Raw genomic sequence first — 17283 nt, 5'->3', positions numbered from 1 at the left:
GATCCTGTGGCACGACGGCCTCGGCATGTCGCTTTACGCCAAGCGGCTGGAGCGTGGCCGCTTCGTGTGCCGGCTGCCAAGGACGGCGCGGTCGCGATCTCGGCGTGTAGGGGTCACTACACGGAAGTGAGTTTAACGTACGCTACGTGCGAACGGATCGCGAACGGCCTAGTCTCATGATTAGCGGTCCGGCCCCCCTCGGGGGGCAGGTGGTAATGCTGCCGCCATCGTTCCGAGACCTGCTTGCCGAAAACGATGGTGAATCGGGAAAGTCAGCGTGCCGGGAACAACGATATCGTACCTTGCCTCAGAACCGGAACAGCGCGCCGAGATAATAGGCGCGGCCGTTTTCCAGCTCCTCGCTCAACAAGCCGAAGCCGGGGCCCGTCACGCGCGTCGGACGATTGTCGGACAGGTTCTTGCCTTGAGCCACCACGGTGATGGCACGCGACAGTCGAACGCGAACCTGCGCATCAAAGACATCGCTGGCCTTGTAACGAATATCCTGGGTCGGATCGGTTGTCGAAACAGTTATTAAGAGCGGCGACAGGTGGTTCCACGCGCCCTGCACCGTGACCGGCCCGATTGTGTAAAAGGCGCGGACGTTCCCGACAACGTTCGCGCTTTCGACAAGGCTCGACAATTTACGAAGGGTGCCATTCGTCATCATCACCGACGGCGGCGTCGGGTTCAGCAGCGTGACGTTTGCGGCAATGCCCAGTCCGTCCAATGGCCGCGGCAGGAACGAGAAGCGGGTGACGACCGCGTTCAGTTCGACGCCTCGGATCACCGTGGCGCTGGCGTTGATCGGTTGGGTAGTCGTGACCTGCGTCGTGACCCCGTTATACGGCTGGAGCACGGTATTGCTGACCGTGAGAATTTCGTTTCTGACGTTCTTGATGAAGCCCGCTGCCGAGAACAGCACGTCCCGGTTGGCGTAATATTCGAGGCTCACGTCGTAATTGTCGCTGCGCCGTGGCTGCAACTGCGCATTGCCGGTTGTGATCGTGACGAAATTGGTCCCGGAATTGATCGAGATCGTTTGCCGCCCTGCCAGATCGCTGTAGTTGGGCCGAGCGAGTGTGCGACTGAATGCCGCGCGGGCGCGCAACTTGCTCGTCACGTTCCAATCGAGTTCCGCCGAGGGCAGCCAATCATGGTAATGCTGGCCCTGCTGCCCGTAACTCAGCGTCGTCGTCTTGCCGATCGTGGTGAGGTTGTACGATCCGGTCGACAGATCGGTGTCCTCGTACCGGACACCGGCGGTCAGCCGCAGATTGTCGAGAGCGTAGCGGCCCATGACATAGGCGGCCTTGATGTTTTCTGTGAGGGTATAATCGGATTGGAGGCTGGTCTGCGCGTTCGTCGTATTTGCGACGAACTTGGCGGGGTTCGCATTGAAGAACGCCGTCACCGCGCCGGGATCGAAGAACATCACGCTCTGCCCGTCGCTGTTATACGGCGTGTAGGTTTGCGGCGCGCTGAAGGTCGAGAGCGGCGCAGCGCCGGCGACCGGTGTATAATCGCTGACCGTACGATCGTACCGGCGATCGACGAAGCGAGCGTATAGACCTGTTGCGACCCCGAACCCGCGATCTGCGCCATCCATGTTGATCCGCAGGTTCGTCCGCCCGGTCAGTGCCTTTTCCTTCTGGTCGTCGGGCGTGACCTGATAGTCGTAAAAATTGTATTTGGTGGGATTGAAAACATAGTCCGGATTGGCAAAGTTGAACTGAGGAAACTGCCCGGGCGTGATGGTATAAGCATAAGCCAGGTTGGTGCCGGCCGGGATTCGGAAAACCGCGGTCGTGGCATCCTGGTGATAGGTGGCGATCGCATAGTTGACACCAAGATCGGCCTTTATGTGACCCCCGGGGGTCAGCTCGCCGTGGAAATCGCTATATTTGATGCCGCGCTTCTGAAAGAAATGCGAATCATCGTCCTGCGCATAGGTCCCGCTGGTGACCGTACCCCCGGTCGGGGTGAAACCCGTGATATAGGTGTATTTGTTGGTCGCGGCGGTTACCGCTGTGTTGGGCGTCACACTGTTCGCCTGCCGATCCTCGTCATTGGTGTGGTAGAAATCGGCAAAGGTCAGCGCGCCTTTGAACATGACGTGGTCGTCGAACTCGAACTTGGCGAGGCCGCCGTAGCGCTGACGCAGATTGTCGTAGTGCAGCCAGCGACGGACCGAAGGCACCACGTCGGCGTTGCTGACATCCGTCGTCGCAGAGGTTAACTTCTGGCCGGTAGTCGGATCGACGTAGAGCGGCGTCGTGCTCGCTGAATCGAGCGACGCGCTGACGCGGCGGAAATAGCTGCCTGAGAATACCACTCCAAACTTGTGGTCTGGACCGAACGTCGTCGCGCCGACCAGTTCGGCCTGCCCCGATGGGGTATTGCCGCCTCGCGTGCGCTGGAAATCCCAGCGGCCGATGTCCGCACGACCGCCCAGATACGGCTTGCCGCCATTGTCGAACGCGCTGCGGGTCTGGAGATTGGCGATACCGCCGATCGCGTTGGCGTTCATCGCCGCGGTCATCGACTTGTAGACGTCCACGCGTGCGGCAAGCGACGAAGGGATAACGTCGAGCGAGACGTTGCGGCGCGAGATCTCGTTTGCGGGCAGCGGCACGCCGTCAATTTCAACGAGGTTGTAGTCGGCATTAAGGCCGCGGATCGACAGGAATTGCGCCTCGCCGCGCCCGTTGTTCTGGATCGTCGAGATGCCGGGGACGCGGGTCAGCGCCTCGCCCAGACCGAAGTCGGGCAGCGTTCCGACCTCGTCCGAGCTGATGCTATCGGATATAACGGAGATTTCGCGTTTGGCGGCAATGTCCTTCTTCGCCTGCAACCGCGCGCCAGTGACGACGATGTCGCCTTCTTTCTCCGCCCCCGCGACCGGGGACGCGTCGGGACCCGCTGTCTGGTCGGGCGCGGCGACGCTCTGCGCGAAGGCGCTGCACGGCACCGACGCAGACATAAGTAGCAGTAAACGAAAACTCGATCGGAACGACATGGCGAATCCCCCTGTGGATGACATGATGGCGTCATTTAATCACTGTAGGTGACATAAACATGACGGTTCATCGCGGTGATGGGCCGACATCTCGGCGCGAAGGGAGAAGCCTATGTTTTTGATGGGGTTGGCGGCTATGGCCGCTGCGGCGACGACACCGGATCGGCTTTACGCCTGCGGCGACGATCAGGTTCGCGAGCTGCGAATCGCAGGCGATGCAGCGACGGAGTCGTGGCGCTGGACGGCGAGTGACGCGACCGATCTGCCCGCCGATTACCGCTCGACGCTGCTGGCGCATATCGACGACTGTAAGCCCGTGAACGACGGTCGCGATCTTCTCGTCACCGCCTCGACGGGCGCGACGGTGCTGATCGAACGGTCGACCGGCAAGGTCCTGTTCCGCGCGAAGACGCCGATGGCGCATTCCGCCGCGCTGCTGCCCGGTGGACTGGTCGCGGTCGCGCTGTCGATCACCCCGGCGGGAAACCGGCTCGAACTCTATGACAGCCGACAGAACGAGACACCGTTGCAGACCCTGCCGCTGCCGTCCGGGCACGGCGCGGTCTGGGATGCCCGGCGCGCGCGGCTGTTCACGCTTTCGCACGATCTGGTCCAGGCATTTCGGCTCGACCGCAGCGCGCAAGGTCCCCGGCTCGTCGAGACGGCGCGTTGGACGCTGCCGGGTCGGCATGACGGGCACGACCTGTCGCCTGCGTCCGATGGCGGCTATGACGTCACCACCGATGACGGTGCCTGGTCCTTCACGCCCAATGATGGCAGCTTCCGCGCCATCGTCCCGCTCAACCCCAAGCTGCGCGTCAAAGCGGTGAGTGCGCTGGGCGACCGCATCGCCTGGGTGCAGGCGGAGGAGAGCTGGTGGGCGCATGGCTTCACCGTCATGACCGCGCAAGGCACAGATCCGCGCCGCATCTCGGTCGAGGGTCTTCACCTCTACAAGGTCCGCTGGATCCGATGACGCTAGCGCCGCGCACCATCCATGCCGCCTATTATGCCGCGCATATCGGCAAGAGCCTGTTGTGGACGGCGAGCGACCTGGTCACGATCTATGCGCTGGTCACCCTGTTTGGGGTCGATCCGGCGCTGGCGGGTTGGCTGTTCCTCGGCGGGCTCGCGGTGAACGCGTTCGCGGACCTGTTCGTCGGCGACTGGCTGGACCGTCATCCGCGGCAGACGCGGGCGGTCGCCGGGATCGGCCTTGCCGGCACCGCGATGGTCTTTCCGCTGACGATCCTCACGGCGCCGTCGGGCAGCGCAGCCCTGATCGCGGCGACACTCGCCTTCCGTCTCTGTTATGCCGCCTATGACGTGCCGCACAACGCGATGTTGACGCGGCTTGCGGCGACGGCGGCGGGTGCGGCGACGCGCCTTTCACGCGGCCGCACGGTCGGCACCGGCATCGCCGCGGGCGCGGTCGGATTGGCCTTGTCGCGATGGCGCGACGCGTTGTCGCTGCCGGTAATGCTTTGGCTGCTCGCTGGGGCGGCGCTAATCCTCGGGTCCGCGCTGCTGCCGCTGTTGCCCCGAGCCGCGGCATTGCGGGCCGCGGCAACGTCGCCGATCGGTCCGGGACTGCCGACCGGGTTCCTGGTCGGCAGCCTGATCGGCATCGTGGCCCTCAGTGCGCTGACCAAGGCGATGCTGCAACTGCCGCCGGCAATCGCCAATCCCGGTGCCGGGACGACCGTCCTGCTGCTGACCGGCGGCCGAATGCTCGCCGCGCTGGTTCCGTTTGGCGTTCGCGACGCGCGCCGCGGCCTGACGCTGCTAGCGTCGCTATACCTGATCGCAATCCCGATCATGGCGCAGCTGCTCCGCTTGGAAGGATGGCCGATGATCCTCGCCATCGGGCTGCTGCTCGGCAGCACCAACCTGGTCGACTGGACACTGTTGCCCCTGCTTGCGCGCGGCGCGCGCAGCTACGGATTCTATACCATGGCGGCCAAGCTCGCGCTGGGAGGGGCGGGCCTCGCGATGACCGCCGCGCTCGGCAACCACACGACCTTCGCGCCCGGCGCTTTTGCGGCGTTCGTCGCCGGCGTGCTGGCCGCGTGCGCGCTCGCTGCCTGGTGCGTATGGCCGCGAGGGGCGTTCCGGGCGGACCGGCGGAAGGATGTCCAAGCATGACTCACGGCTTTGCTGGGCAATTTCCGCCCGCGTTCCTGCGCGAGGACGGACGCCGCACCGGGACCGACAATGAGCGCGTGGTGATGGCGCTGCTCCACCGTACCGGAAGCGCCTCGCGTGCCGACCTCGCCCGCGCTACCGGCCTGACCGCGCAGTCGATTACCCGCCTCGTCGATCCGCTGATCGAACGCGGCCTTCTAGTCGAGGGCGCGCCCCAAATCGCCGGCCGCGGTAAGCCGAGCGCCAAGCTCCGCCTCGTCGCCGATGCCGCTTTCGCGGTCGGTCTGTCTGTGATGACAGACGCGGTGTCGCTGGTGCTGATGGACCTGACTGGCGCGATCCGCGCGCGCACCGACGCACCTCTGCTCAGCGTCGACTTCGCGCGGGCGAGCGAACAGATAGCATCGTTGATCGCTCGCGCTGTGAGCGAGGCGGGCCTCGACCCTGCGCGGCGGATCGGTATTGGCGTCGGGGTTACCGGGTACTTCATTGGCGATGGCGCGCGGCTGAACCCACCCGCGCAGCTCGATCCCTGGGCGCTCATCCCGCTCGACATAATGCTTGCCGAGCAGCTGGGTGGGCCGGTGTGGGTCGACAACGACGGCAATGTCTCGGCAGTCGGCGAAGCGATGCTGGGCGCTGGGCGAACGACGGGCGACTTCGCCTATCTGTACTTCGCGGCGGGATTCGGCGGCGGGGTGATCGCGAGCGGTGCGCCCATGCGCGGAAGCCACGGCAACGCCGGCGAATTCGCGTCGACCCTACCCGACGGCTGGCCGCAACCCAATCTCGAGAACTTGCGCCTGTACCTCGCCTCGCACGGGCAGCCGTACGACAATCTCCACGCCATGCTCGCCAGGTTTGATCCCGCCGACCCGCTGATCGACGGCTGGCTGGACGAATGCGCTCCGTCCTTCAACCTGATTGTTTCGGTCATCTCGGCAGCGCTCGATCCGGACCTGATCGTTTTGGGTGGCCGCCTACCGCCCGTACTGGCCGATCGGATCATTGCGCGCATCCGGTTCACCAACCCCGAACGACGCGGCCACCATCGCCCGGCGCCCAGGATTACCCCATCGGTAATCGGTCCCGACGCCGCTGCGATCGGTGCCGCCATGCTGCCGCTTCGCGCCGCCTTCTTCGGCTGATAGTATGAGCATTCTCAATCGCGAGAGGTGATAAAGAGTGACGTGCTCCCCGTTTTCAGGCCGCTGATAACTTAGCTTCGTTATCCATATGCCCTTGGCGGGGGCGGTCCGTAAACTCGGCGGGTGCCAACCCGCCAAGACTGCTGTGCGGACGCACGATGTTGTAGTCCGTCCGCCATGCCTCGATGATCCGTCTCGCCGCAGCCAGCGATGGGAACAGGTGCTCGTTCAGGCACTCGTCGCGCAAGCGACCATTAAAGCTTTCGACGAAGCATCGCAACCGCTTCCAACGGCTACCAGCGCCGCAAAACCGACAAGGCAGAGGAAGTAGAGCGGTGTCAGAACCTGCGATAGGGGGGCAGGGGGAAGCGAGTCGTCAATCGGCCCGCAGAACCACTTCACATGTGCTTGTGCAGCGCCCGGCAGGGTCGTACAGCCTATGAAACCAGGCCACCAAACCAGTGCAAGCGGTGGCGGCTCAGCTTGTTCAACGAAGAGGTTTTTTCATCACCTCCTTTATACGTTCTGGGACGAACTAAGGACGCGTTTGAAGCACCGAACTGTCCAGCGGTGCTTGGTCCGGCGATGTCCAACTTGCGCCGGAGCGGTGCCGCCTAGGCTGCGGACGAAATGCCTAAGGTCTCTCGGATTGCCTGGAGACAAATGACGGATGACGGTGCAGGGCATCCTGGCGCGGACATCCTGCTTCGCGCCGATCCAGGGATGCGACACGATGACAATGAAGAGTTTCGCGCTGCTCGGCAGCGCAATTGTCGCCTTGGGCGGGTGCAGCAGCCCAAGCTCGAACGAGGCAAATGCGACAGCTGCGTCGGGTCCGGCGACGACCGCGACCCGCGTCCGTGGCGTCGTGCAATCCATTAGTGGAAATGCGCTTGCGGTGCAGACCTATGACGGTCGTGCTGTGTCCGTGCCGCTCGACACCAAGACCGGCTTCGCGTGGGTGGTTGGTTCCAGTCTGGCCACGCTGAAGGACGGCGATTTCATCGGCACGGCAACGACAGGGGCCGCAGACACGATGCGCGCAGTCGAACTGGTCATTTTCCCTGAATCGATGCGCGGGACAGGCGAGGGCCATTACGACTGGGACGTTCCCGGCGTCGTCGCCGCGGCTGGCGGCAACGCGAGCGGATCAAGCGCCATGACCAACGGCACGGTTGATCAGCAAAGCGCGATGACCAACGGCACCGTCGAGCAACAGAGTGCCATGACCAACGGCACGGTGACAGACGGTGCGGGCAAGCCGGGCGAGACGACGCTGACCGTCTCCTACAAGGGCGGAAAGACCAAGGTTCTCGTGCCGGCCGGCACGCCGGTGGTCCGCTTCGAGCCGACGCAGCGGTCGGTGCTGGCGAAAGGTCAGAAGGTCTTCGTCGTCACCGACGCGAGCGCGCCGGGAGCCAAGTTCGTTGCGATCGGCAAGGACGGGATCACGCCGCCCATGTAACCGCACGCCCGGTGACGCGTCACGGCGTCGGCGGGATGGCTATTGTGTGAGGCAGCTTGGCGGTGCGTAGTTCGTCCGCCAGGTCCTGCCACCGGATGCCACTCCTCCCGCCGACGTCGAAGGTGCCTGGTTGACCCTCGGCTATCGGCAGTGCGGCGTCACCGAACATCGCGCTCAGGGCCGCTGCCATGTCGAGGATGCGTTGGCGTCGTTCCTCGATGATGGCATCGGCCGAGGATGCGGCATCTGGAAGCGTGACTGTCAGCCAAGGTTTCACGACGAAGGTACGATGGATGCCGTCGTTTCGATGCACGCCGTTTGTCAGCGGCATGAGGGACCCGCGATTTGACGCCAGCCTGATCGCACAGCGCTTGGTAACCGACATAGCGCGCCAAGAGAGAATATCCTGGCGACTGATGCCGATGGCCGAGCGCATGGTCGACATGACACGATGAGGACGGAGAAGATCATGCCGAACGCCGTCCTTGCTCGCCTGACGATCGCCGCGAGCCTGTTCGCCACCGGCTGCTCGCCGCTCGGCGTGTTCGACACTCTGGTGCCGAAGGATGGTGGCACCGCGAAGGTCGCATCGGCGATCCCTTACGGCAGCGCGTCGCGGCAGACTCTCGACGTCTATGCACCCCGTCGCCGCGTGATCGGGCGGCGGCCGGTCGTCGTGTTCTTCTATGGCGGCAGCTGGAACAGCGGCACGCGATCCGGCTATGCCTTTGTCGGCAAAGCATTGGCTGCGCAGGGCTTTATAGTCGTCATCCCGGACTATCGCCTCGTTCCTGAAGTTCGCTACCCCGGCTTCGTCGAGGACGGCGCGGCAGCGGTACGGTGGACCGAGACCCACGTCGCCGACCTCGGCGGCGATCCGGCTCGGATTGTGCTGATGGGGCATTCGGCGGGCGCCTATATCGCCGCGATGCTGGCGGTGGACGACCGTTGGCTGAAGGAGGACAGGAAAGCGATCAGAGGTTTCGTCGGCCTGGCCGGGCCATACGACTTCGTGCCGTTTGACGTCGATGCTAGTCGTGCGGCTTTTGGCGAGTGGCCTCGACCGGGTGAGACGCAGCCGATCACCTGGGCGGGCGCCGGCGACCCGCCGACCCTGCTGCTCGTCGGTGTCGACGATACGACGGTCCGCCCGCGCAACAGCGAGGGGTTAGGCGCGAAATTGCGCGATGGCGGCGTTTCGGCCGATCTGCGATCCTATCCGAAGACGGGCCATGTCGGCCTGCTCCTCGCGCTCGCGCGTCCGTTTCGGGGCAAGGCGCCAGTGCTTCGGGACGTCGCGACCTTCGTGTGGAAAGTGACCGACGCCGAACCTGTTGGATCACCAGCGCAGTAGATGCGGGCCGACGATGATCCCGATCGCGGCGGCCAGCCCGATACCAAGCGTGTACCAGGTCAGGACGAACAGCGCCGATACTTCCGGGCAGTGGAGGCAATAGAGTGTTGCCGCCCAGGCCCCCGCCGCAAACCCCGCGGCACCGCCCGCGGCGTTCAGGCGCGTCGGCGCCATGCGCCGGAACGACCAGAGCAGCCCAATGAAGATCGGCACCGACAGCATCAGCACGAGCCAGGGACACTTGGTCCATGTCCGGCCCAGCCATATGCCCAACCAATCGCTCGGGGGTGCGAGCGCCACCTCGGCAGCACTGACGATCGCGAGAAGCGCGAAGGGAAGCGCGACCGGCCAGAAGCTGCGAAGATCGACGGGCTCGGGACGCGATAGCCGCCGCACCATAAGCGCGGCGCCGATGCCGAGCGAGATCGTGTAGCTCCACTTCATCCAGAACGGGAAGCCGCGCATGGCGGACCCCAGATCTCCGCGAAAACCGAGCGCCGCGGCGATCAGCACCACGCTGACCAACGCCCCTCCGATCCCTCCGATCAGCAGCCTGCGACCGACCGCATGGCGGGGCACAGGCCTCACGTCGTCGACCATCGTAGCGATCAGCGCATCGGTGTTCATCGACGCGGTCCCTGGATCAACGCGGACAATGCCTTGAGGCCGCGATGGATCGACACCTTCACATCCGACTCTCCCAGCCCCTCGGCCGATGCCGTTTCCGCAGCGGTTTGGCCGCGCAGACGGGTCGCGCGGATCAGCCGCGACTGCTTCTCGGGCAGGCGTCCGAGCATCTGCTCCAGGTCGAGCCTGGCGCCGGCCTCATCTTCGAAACTCTCGGTCGTCAGCATGTCTTCGACCTCCTCGATCGGGCAGATCTGGCGCGTGCGCCGGAAATGATCGATCAGCTTGTAGCGCGCGATCGCGTACAGCCACGCGGTGAACGCCCGGTCGCGGTCGTAGCTCATGCGGCGGGTGTGAACGGCGATCAGCGTTTCCTGCACGATATCCTCGATGGCGTCGGCGTCGCCTACGCGACGACGATAGAAGGTGCGCAGCAACGGTACGAGCGCATGCAACAGCGCGGCATGGGATTGGCTATCGCCATCCAGACCGTTCACCATCCATATTCTGAGCTGGTCTTCGCTGGCCCGCATTCATGCTCCTGACGGTTCATTCGCGCGAGCAGCGGCTTTGGTTACACCGCAGCTGTCGAGCGTCGGTGGCCCTGCCGTGATCCTAACCGAATATCACGGGGATCACGAACGTTCGCGCTGCGGGGACACACGGGCGACGAGAAAGTTTTTCGGCAATTGTAACCAGACCCGCATCCGCAGCGAACTCCCTGATGACAGCCGGGCCACAGGGTCCGTCCGACCCGAAAGGCCCGATGCCGATGACCGAGCTTTCCCCCCGCGTGATAGCGCTGGCCGCAACCGCTGCGCTCGCCACCTTGGGCCTGGCCTATGGCTCGGCGCAGGCGGGAATCGGTGCGGCCGCCAAGCCGGCGATCGGTGGTGCGTCTGCCGCACATCCGGTCGTCCTCGAGCTGTTTCAGAGCCAGGGTTGTTCGTCGTGCCCACCCGCAAATGCCATTCTCAATGGGCTGGCGGACCGTCCCGACCTCCTCGCGTTGTCCTTCGCGGTCACTTATTGGGATCAGCTTGGCTGGAAGGATCGATTCGGCTCGGCGCGCTTCACGGTGCGCCAACAGGATTATGCGAAGGCGGGTCGCGGTCAGGTCGCCACTCCCGAACTGATCGTCAATGGCACCCATGCCATCGTCGGCAGCAACGCGCGCGAGGTCGCCGAGACGATCGCCAGGGCTGGTCCCCCGCGTGGCGGGCCGGAGATTGCGGTGACGGCGACCGGCGTTCGGCTTGCAGCGCTTGCCGGTCCTGTGCGGCCGTCGATCGTCTGGCTGGTTCGCTACGATCCCGGCACTCGCAACGTACCGATCCGTGCCGGTGAGAATGCCGGCCGAACACTGCCCCATCGCGACATCGTGCGCGATTTGGTCAGGATCGGTGATTGGACAGGCAGCGCCGCGTCCTATTCCCTCCCGGCAGCGCGCGAACCCGGTCTCGCCACTGCGATCCTCGTCCAGCGCGGCACCGGCGGTCCGATCACGGCCGCCCGCCGCCTCTGATGCTTTCCCGCCGACGGCGTCGCGGCCCGTTTCCTTCACGACGCCAATTTCAGTTAGGATAATCCCCATGCGCTACGTTTCAGCGATCGCCGTTGCCGCTCTGTCGCTCTCCACGACCGCACCCGCCTTCGCGCAGGACGCGATGATGAAGGACGGTGTGAAGACCGGCTCGATGATGAAGATGTCGGCGGCCGATACCAGAAAGATGAACGCCTGCAACGCGATGTCGCACGACAAGACGATGAAGAACGCCGGCTGCAAGACCATGATGAAGGCGCATCCGGACATGGTGAAGCACGATGGCATGATGAAGCACGATGGCATGATGAAGCACGACAGCATGATGAAGGGTCAGTGATCTCCGGCGGACCCGGCACGCCGATGGGCATGCCGGGTCCGCTGCCTGCTCGGCCATAGAAAGGACGATCATGCCCGATACCCCCGGCCTGCCGCTGCGCGGCGGAGACCTCGTCTACCGTCAACGTCGTCCCGTCCGCCTGTGGCATTGGATCAATGCCGTAAGCGTGATCGTGATGCTGATGAGCGGCTTGATGATCTTCAACGCCCATCCGCAGCTCTACTGGGGCCAATATGGGGCCAACCATGAGCGACCGTGGCTGGAGATCGGCGCGCGTGAAGGCAGCGGCTTCCTGCGCATAGGCGCGGCGAATATCCCCACCACCGGCGTCCTTGGCATATCGGGTGGCGAGGAATTGGCCTTTCCCGCGCTCGTGACGATCCCGTCGAGCTACGATCTGGCCGCTGCGCGGCAATGGCATTTCGCGTTCGCCTGGCTGCTCGTCATACCCGGTATCTTGTTCTGGCTCTGGGGGCTGGCGAGCCGCCACGTTCAGCGCGACCTCGCTCCCACCGCCGCCGAATTGCGGCCGCGTCACCTGTGGCGCGACATCAAGGATCATGCCCGCCTGCGCTTCCACACCGGAGAGGCCGCGCGCCGTTACAACATCCTGCAGAAGCTGAGCTACCTCGGGGTGCTGTTCGGCCTGTTGCCGGCGATGGTGCTCACCGGGTTGACGATGTCGCCCGGCCTCGATGCGGCATGGCCGTGGCTGCTCGATCTGTTCGGCGGCCGGCAGTCGGCCCGATCGATCCACTTCATCTGCGCTGGCCTGCTCGTCGCATTCATCATCGTCCACCTGTTGATGGTCGTGCTCGCCGGACCGCTCAACGAGCTACGTTCGATCGTCACCGGCTGGTATCGCCTGCCGCGGGAGACGGAGCGATGACCATCCTCTCGCGTCGCCGTCTGATCGGATCGATCGGTGCAGGTGCCGGCGGCCTGCTGCTCTCCGGCTGCGACCGCATCGTCGCCGCGCCGACCGTCAAGCATGTGCTGGGTATCGGTGAAAAGCTGTCGTTCGACGCGCAGCGGCTCGTCACCGACCGGGCGGGGCTCGCGCGCGAGTTCGCCGCTTCCGACATGTCGCCGGTCTTTCGCACCAACGGCAACACCATGCCGGAGAGCGAGGCGTACCAAGCTCATGCTACAGCGGGGTTCACCGATTGGCGGCTCGCCGTGGATGGGCTGGTCCGCAGGCCATCCACGACCTCATTGGCGCAGATCCACACGATGCCCGCGCGCACCCAGATCACGCGCCACGATTGCGTCGAAGGCTGGAGCGCCATCGGCAAGTGGACCGGCGTGCCCTTGAAGCTGCTGCTCGATGCCGCGGGAGTATTACCCGGCGCGCGCTATGTCGTGTTCCACTGCGCCGACGATTTCGGCGGCGATCCGTATTACGAGAGTATCGACCTGATCGACGCCTATCATCCGCAGACGATCCTCGCCTGGGGCATGAATGATCAGCTGCTCAGCATCGGCCATGGCGCGCCGCTTCGGCTGCGGGTCGAGCGCCAGCTCGGCTACAAGCAGGCGAAGTATGTCATGCGCGTCGAACTGGTGGACAGCCTTGCTCGGGTTGGTGCTGGCGGCGGCGGGTACTGGGAGGATTCATCCGGATATCAGTGGTATGCAGGAATCTAGTGTCAGCATTGCTCACGCCCTCTGATGCCCGGTGGAACGCGGCAGCGAGACAGCGGGAAGATGACCAAAGGCGTAGCGGCTCCGTGCGATAGCGGTCACCTTGGTGAATGGCGTAGACCGACGCCGAAGTGGTCTCCATAAAGTGCGTGCTTAGGGTGGAGCTGCTGATGACTTTCTCGTTCTATGACGCCGTTGTTCCGTCCAATCTCCAGGTCCTCGCTGCGATTGATACGTTGCTCAATAAGGCGGAAGCGTTCTGCGCCGAACACAATAGAGCGGAATCTGACCTGATCGAATCGCGGCTGGCGCCAGATATGCTGCCGTTCGGCTATCAGGTGAAATCTTGCGCTGTACATTCCGTTGGCGCGATCGAGGGGGTGCGAGCCGGTTCATTTTCCCCGGACCGATCGGCATGGCCAACCGACTTTGCCGAGCTGCATGGGCTTCTTCAAGATGCGATTTCTACCCTGAAAGCAGTCGATCGCACTGAGTTCGACGAATTGGTGGCAACTGACACGCAGTTCGCGATCGGCGACACCGGAATACCCTTTACCGGCGCGAACTTCCTCCTCTCCTTTTCGCAGCCAAACTTCTACTTTCACGCCAGCACAGCCTACGCGATCCTTCGGGCGCAGGGCGTCAAGCTTGGTAAACGCGATTTCTTGGGCATGCTGCGTATCGCGGGGTAGCGCGTTGCTTATCGAGACTTTTCGGCAGATTCCCGCGAGCACAAACATATAAACGAATGTCTGATGTCGGGGAGTGATTAGGGCAGTCTGAATGTCCGGGATTGGGTCTGCACCCGCCCTCATGATCAAGCTGCGACTTTCAGCATGTTTCGTCCTTCATGCTTGGCGGCGTACAGGGCCTGATCAGCGGCTTCGTACAGCTCCGATGGTGTCGCGCCGGACGCAATTTCGACCAGTCCCACGCTGACCGTCACCCGGATGACCCCTCGCGCTCCGGCGTCGACGCACAAGGCCTCGACCCGCTGTCGCAAACGCTCGCAAGCGGTATGTGCATCGGAAAGGACGGCGTCGGGCAGGATGGCTGCGAACTCTTCTCCGCCAACGCGGGCGAGGAGGTCGGAACCACGTAGCGCACGCTGTGCTTCGCTTGCCACGGCCTTGAGCACCTGATCGCCGTTTGCGTGGCCATAACGATCGTTGACCTGCTTGAAGTGATCGATGTCGAAGATCGCCAGGCAGCTACTTCTTGCATTCGCCGATCCTGCAGCATCGTCGAGCGCAGCGAAGAAGGCGCGACGATTCGCGATGCCCGTCAGCGGGTCCGAACCGGCAGCGCGTTCGAGTGCCTCGACCTCGTTACGCCGATCCGTCGAGTCGCGGACGACCAGCACCAAGCCGGCAGGGTAACCGTCGCTGTCTTGGTAGGCGCGTATCTGCGTCTCGCGCCAGCCGATCTCGCCTGTGGGTAAGTTAACCCGATAGTCAACGCGAACTGTCCGATCGGGATCGGCGAGTGCCGCCTCTCGCGCGGCCTTCATCACGGCGTGATCTTCGGCAACGATGATCGTCTCGTGTGGCAGGGTGACGATGTCTGCGGGAGCGATGCCCGACAATCCTTCGAGTGAGGGCGACGCGTAGCGGATCACCCCCGTCACGTCGGTGTGCAGAATAGCGTCGCCCAGATGATCGGTGAGGAGCCGCAAGCCTGCGTCGCTTTCCTGCAACCGAAGGAACAATGCGTCCCGCCGCCGCAGTTCAGCTGCGACTGGCAGCACGATCATCACTGCCACGACGAGGTAGAATTGGAAGAATTGCGCCTTGAGGCCGGGGGTGCCGGCCATGAGCGCCACCGGTCCGTAGCCGGCGAGCGTGAAACCTCCGCCCACACTTGCCAGAACGATCAGCGCGATGGCGGCGCCGAGGCGGCCCGTCACGAAGGCCACGGCGACCAGTGGCAACAAGGGCAGGAACAGGAGAGGCAGGGTGTGCTGCCAAAATGTTCCGACGCACACAGCGACGACGCAAGCCAGCAGTCCAACAGCCCGAGGCACATTACGGACGACAAGCGTGCGGAACTCGGAAAGACTCGCGGGCTGACGGACGAGGAGCAGCAACGGCGCAAACGTCAAGAAACCGAGCGAATGCGCCGCGAACCAGGGCACTGCGGCCGTCGCGAGTGGCTGCCCGTTATCGGTGCAGATGATCATGGCTGTGGGGAGGGCACACAGGCCAGGCACGATAATCCCGACCACGACTGCGAACCGACTGAAGCCTTTAACGGTATCCAGCGGGGCGCGCTCGGCTCCGGTTAGTCGCAGCAGTGTGGCCGCCAGCTCGGCTTCTGTCATGAGCGCTGCCGCCATGGGCACGGCCGCCCACGGCCCTATGCCGAACAGGCTCGTTGCGAAGCATGAGCCAGCGGCGCAGCACAGCAGGGGCGCTTTCCATTGCCGGACCGGCCGGCTTAGCAACGAAACAAGGAGCGGAGTCGATGCGAGCCAGATGAAAGCTGCGCCTCCGTCGAACCGTGTCAGCGTCAAGCTGGCGATCGAGAGGAGCGCATAGCTGACGCTCAGCAGGCTGAGGTGAACAGGGACAGACCAGCGGGGCAAATGCGGCATTGCTCTGGCTTAGAGCAAGACGCTTGACGCTTGCTTAAACGCTACACGAGCACCGTCACCGTGCGGTTGCTGTGTCGAAGTGAACGATGACCCGTTCTGGACAGAGGTCAGGTATTTCCCACCGCCCACGTGGGGTTGGTGATCGACGCGGCTGACGATCGCGCGCCGCCACCATCGATAGAGCGCCGATGGGCCAACCGGGTGCTGGGGCGGCCTACCCGGCAACTGCGTCGCTCATGCCATTCACCAATGCTTAATCCGCCGATCGATTATCGTCACTCGAGCGCTCGATGCCCCGTGCGCGTGGCGGATTGGCACCCGCGGGCCAACCTTCCCTCTGCCGCGTCCGATCGCCGTCGGTCTCTTCGGTCTGGTCGTGGAAGAGGATCTGCTGGGTCGGAAACGGCAAGTCGATGCCGTTGTCTGCTGCCGCCTGCCAAATCGCGAGAATGACACGGGCACGCAGGTGAACGATGTTGGTCCGCTTCGATTCCGACCACCAGCGAGCGCGCAGCGTCACGGAGCTGGCATCCAGCCCCCAGGGCAGCACTTCCGGCGCGGGGTCTGCCTGGACGCCTTCGATCTTGGCGATCGCTTCGGCGAAGACCGCCATTGCGCGATTGGGCTTGTCGCCATAGCCGATCCCGATGTCGAACTGGTCACGGCGGACCGGAAACGCCGTGTTGACTGTGACCGGGGAGGTATAGACGTCGGAATTGGGGATGATGACCCGGCGCCCGTCATAGGTCTTGATGAGGGTCGCGCGGCTCTGGATTTGCTCGACGGTGCCCTCGAAATCCTTGATGACGATTTGGTCGCCGCGTCGATAGGGGCGGTTGATGAGGAGCAAAATGCCGGCCAGCAGATTTTGGAGAATGTCCTTGAACGCGAAGCCGATCGCGACCGAGCCGATACCGAGGCTGGAGATGATCGTCGCGGGCTTTACGCTCGGGAACACGATGACGCAGGCGATCAGGACGGCTGCCGCCACGACCACGCCGAACGTCAGCGATGCGAGGACGCCGCCGAGATCGACCAGCCCCTTGTGATGGAAAGCCCGACGTACGCCGTTGGCGATCAGCTTTCCAGCAAACCACGCGACAATGACGAAGACGATCCCGCCTACGATGTTCGGCACCTGAAGGAAGAAATCGTTCGAGGCGACGTGGAGCTTTGCGGTGATAAGGTCGAGCGGATTTTTTGCCGGAGGGGGCGTGACGGACTGCATCGGGAAAGAACGGAGTGGTGAAATCCTAGTTCCGTAAGCGATACAGCTGCGCTCACGAAAAAGGGCCATGAGATCGCCAGGCAGGTTGCAGCGTCCACGACGACGTTCATAGGCAGTCCAATCTTCACGAGATCGGAAAAGCGTTAGTCGGTCGCTACATAGACCATGGTAAGAGTC

At 63.8% G+C, this 17283-nt stretch carries 16 protein-coding genes and 1 pseudogene; 10 read left to right on the top strand and 7 right to left on the bottom strand.

What is annotated here, in order from left to right; genetic code table 11:
• Window positions 1-307 precede the first annotated feature (307 nt).
• Window positions 308-3019 carry a TonB-dependent receptor gene (locus L8H00_RS18055; protein WP_242098693.1) on the bottom strand — a complete coding sequence of 904 codons (2712 nt, stop codon included), beginning with the start codon at window positions 3017-3019 and terminating at the stop codon, window positions 308-310.
• 112 nt (window positions 3020-3131) lie between these two features.
• Here L8H00_RS18055 and L8H00_RS18050 point away from each other — a divergent pair, with 112 nt between their 5' ends.
• The 3 genes from L8H00_RS18050 to L8H00_RS18040 all read left to right on the top strand — a co-directional run bounded on the left by L8H00_RS18050 (window position 3132) and on the right by L8H00_RS18040 (window position 6312).
• On the top strand, window positions 3132-3995 hold the full coding sequence (locus tag L8H00_RS18050; RefSeq protein ID WP_242098692.1) for a DUF6528 family protein: 864 nt from the start codon (window positions 3132-3134) through the stop codon (window positions 3993-3995).
• A complete protein-coding gene (locus tag L8H00_RS18045) occupies window positions 3992-5164 on the top strand; it encodes a hypothetical protein (RefSeq protein WP_242098691.1) in 1173 nt (390 codons plus the stop codon). The genes L8H00_RS18050 and L8H00_RS18045 overlap by 4 nt, the downstream gene beginning before the upstream one ends.
• Before the next feature lie 83 nt (window positions 5165-5247).
• The gene (locus tag L8H00_RS18040; RefSeq protein WP_242098690.1) at window positions 5248-6312 is read left to right on the top strand and encodes an ROK family transcriptional regulator; all 1065 of its coding nucleotides are present in this window, start codon (window positions 5248-5250) and stop codon (window positions 6310-6312) included.
• Window positions 6313-6367: 55 nt separating this feature from the next.
• On the opposite strand, the pseudogene L8H00_RS18035 reads toward L8H00_RS18040, so the two are convergent.
• A pseudogene (locus L8H00_RS18035) lies at window positions 6368-6583 on the bottom strand (transposase); the annotation flags it as partial.
• A gap of 399 nt (window positions 6584-6982) precedes the next feature.
• Between L8H00_RS18035 and L8H00_RS18030 the strand changes: the two are divergent.
• Window positions 6983-7777 carry a hypothetical protein gene (locus tag L8H00_RS18030; protein WP_242098689.1) on the top strand — a complete coding sequence of 265 codons (795 nt, stop codon included), beginning with the start codon at window positions 6983-6985 and terminating at the stop codon, window positions 7775-7777.
• Window positions 7778-7796: 19 nt separating this feature from the next.
• Here L8H00_RS18030 and L8H00_RS18025 read toward each other — a convergent pair whose 3' ends face one another.
• Window positions 7797-8222 carry a hypothetical protein gene (locus tag L8H00_RS18025; protein ID WP_242098688.1) on the bottom strand — a complete coding sequence of 142 codons (426 nt, stop codon included), beginning with the start codon at window positions 8220-8222 and terminating at the stop codon, window positions 7797-7799.
• 24 nt (window positions 8223-8246) lie between these two features.
• Here L8H00_RS18025 and L8H00_RS18020 point away from each other — a divergent pair, with 24 nt between their 5' ends.
• Window positions 8247-9131 (top strand): alpha/beta hydrolase, encoded by an 885-nt coding sequence (locus tag L8H00_RS18020; RefSeq protein ID WP_242098687.1) that lies wholly within the window; start codon window positions 8247-8249, stop codon window positions 9129-9131.
• Here L8H00_RS18020 and L8H00_RS18015 read toward each other — a convergent pair.
• Together L8H00_RS18015 and L8H00_RS18010 are read right to left on the bottom strand one after the other, a co-directional pair.
• Window positions 9117-9758 carry a DUF1109 domain-containing protein gene (locus L8H00_RS18015; protein ID WP_242098686.1) on the bottom strand — a complete coding sequence of 214 codons (642 nt, stop codon included), beginning with the start codon at window positions 9756-9758 and terminating at the stop codon, window positions 9117-9119. The genes L8H00_RS18020 and L8H00_RS18015 overlap by 15 nt on opposite strands.
• Window positions 9755-10291 carry a sigma-70 family RNA polymerase sigma factor gene (locus tag L8H00_RS18010; protein ID WP_242098685.1) on the bottom strand — a complete coding sequence of 179 codons (537 nt, stop codon included), beginning with the start codon at window positions 10289-10291 and terminating at the stop codon, window positions 9755-9757. The genes L8H00_RS18015 and L8H00_RS18010 overlap by 4 nt, the downstream gene beginning before the upstream one ends.
• Window positions 10292-10524: 233 nt before the next feature.
• On the opposite strand from L8H00_RS18010, the gene L8H00_RS18005 reads away from it, so the two are divergent.
• From L8H00_RS18005 to L8H00_RS17985, 5 genes are all read left to right on the top strand, one after another.
• Complete coding sequence (locus L8H00_RS18005) at window positions 10525-11283, top strand: DUF1223 domain-containing protein (protein WP_242098684.1); 759 nt, start codon at window positions 10525-10527, stop codon at window positions 11281-11283.
• A 67-nt stretch (window positions 11284-11350) separates the two neighbouring features.
• The gene (locus L8H00_RS18000) at window positions 11351-11641 is read left to right on the top strand and encodes a hypothetical protein (RefSeq protein WP_242098683.1); all 291 of its coding nucleotides are present in this window, start codon (window positions 11351-11353) and stop codon (window positions 11639-11641) included.
• A 70-nt stretch (window positions 11642-11711) separates the two neighbouring features.
• On the top strand, window positions 11712-12530 hold the full coding sequence (locus L8H00_RS17995) for a cytochrome b/b6 domain-containing protein (protein ID WP_242098682.1): 819 nt from the start codon (window positions 11712-11714) through the stop codon (window positions 12528-12530).
• A complete protein-coding gene (locus L8H00_RS17990; RefSeq protein WP_242098681.1) occupies window positions 12527-13288 on the top strand; it encodes a molybdopterin-binding protein in 762 nt (253 codons plus the stop codon). The genes L8H00_RS17995 and L8H00_RS17990 overlap by 4 nt, the downstream gene beginning before the upstream one ends.
• A 167-nt stretch (window positions 13289-13455) precedes the next feature.
• A complete protein-coding gene (locus L8H00_RS17985; protein WP_242098680.1) occupies window positions 13456-13977 on the top strand; it encodes a DUF1993 domain-containing protein in 522 nt (173 codons plus the stop codon).
• A 125-nt stretch (window positions 13978-14102) separates the two neighbouring features.
• Here L8H00_RS17985 and L8H00_RS17980 read toward each other — a convergent pair whose 3' ends face one another.
• Together L8H00_RS17980 and L8H00_RS17975 are read right to left on the bottom strand one after the other, a co-directional pair.
• Window positions 14103-15878 carry a sensor domain-containing diguanylate cyclase gene (locus L8H00_RS17980; RefSeq protein WP_242098679.1) on the bottom strand — a complete coding sequence of 592 codons (1776 nt, stop codon included), beginning with the start codon at window positions 15876-15878 and terminating at the stop codon, window positions 14103-14105.
• A gap of 253 nt (window positions 15879-16131) precedes the next feature.
• On the bottom strand, window positions 16132-17106 hold the full coding sequence (locus tag L8H00_RS17975) for a mechanosensitive ion channel family protein (protein WP_242098678.1): 975 nt from the start codon (window positions 17104-17106) through the stop codon (window positions 16132-16134).
• Between the last annotated feature and the right edge of the window lie 177 nt (window positions 17107-17283).

The sequence above is a fragment of the Sphingomonas sp. CROZ-RG-20F-R02-07 genome (assembly GCF_022662335.1).
Taxonomy (GTDB): domain Bacteria; phylum Pseudomonadota; class Alphaproteobacteria; order Sphingomonadales; family Sphingomonadaceae; genus Sphingomonas.
The sequence above is the reverse complement of the archived record's forward strand: the minus strand, read 5'-3'. Positions and strand labels throughout refer to the sequence as shown.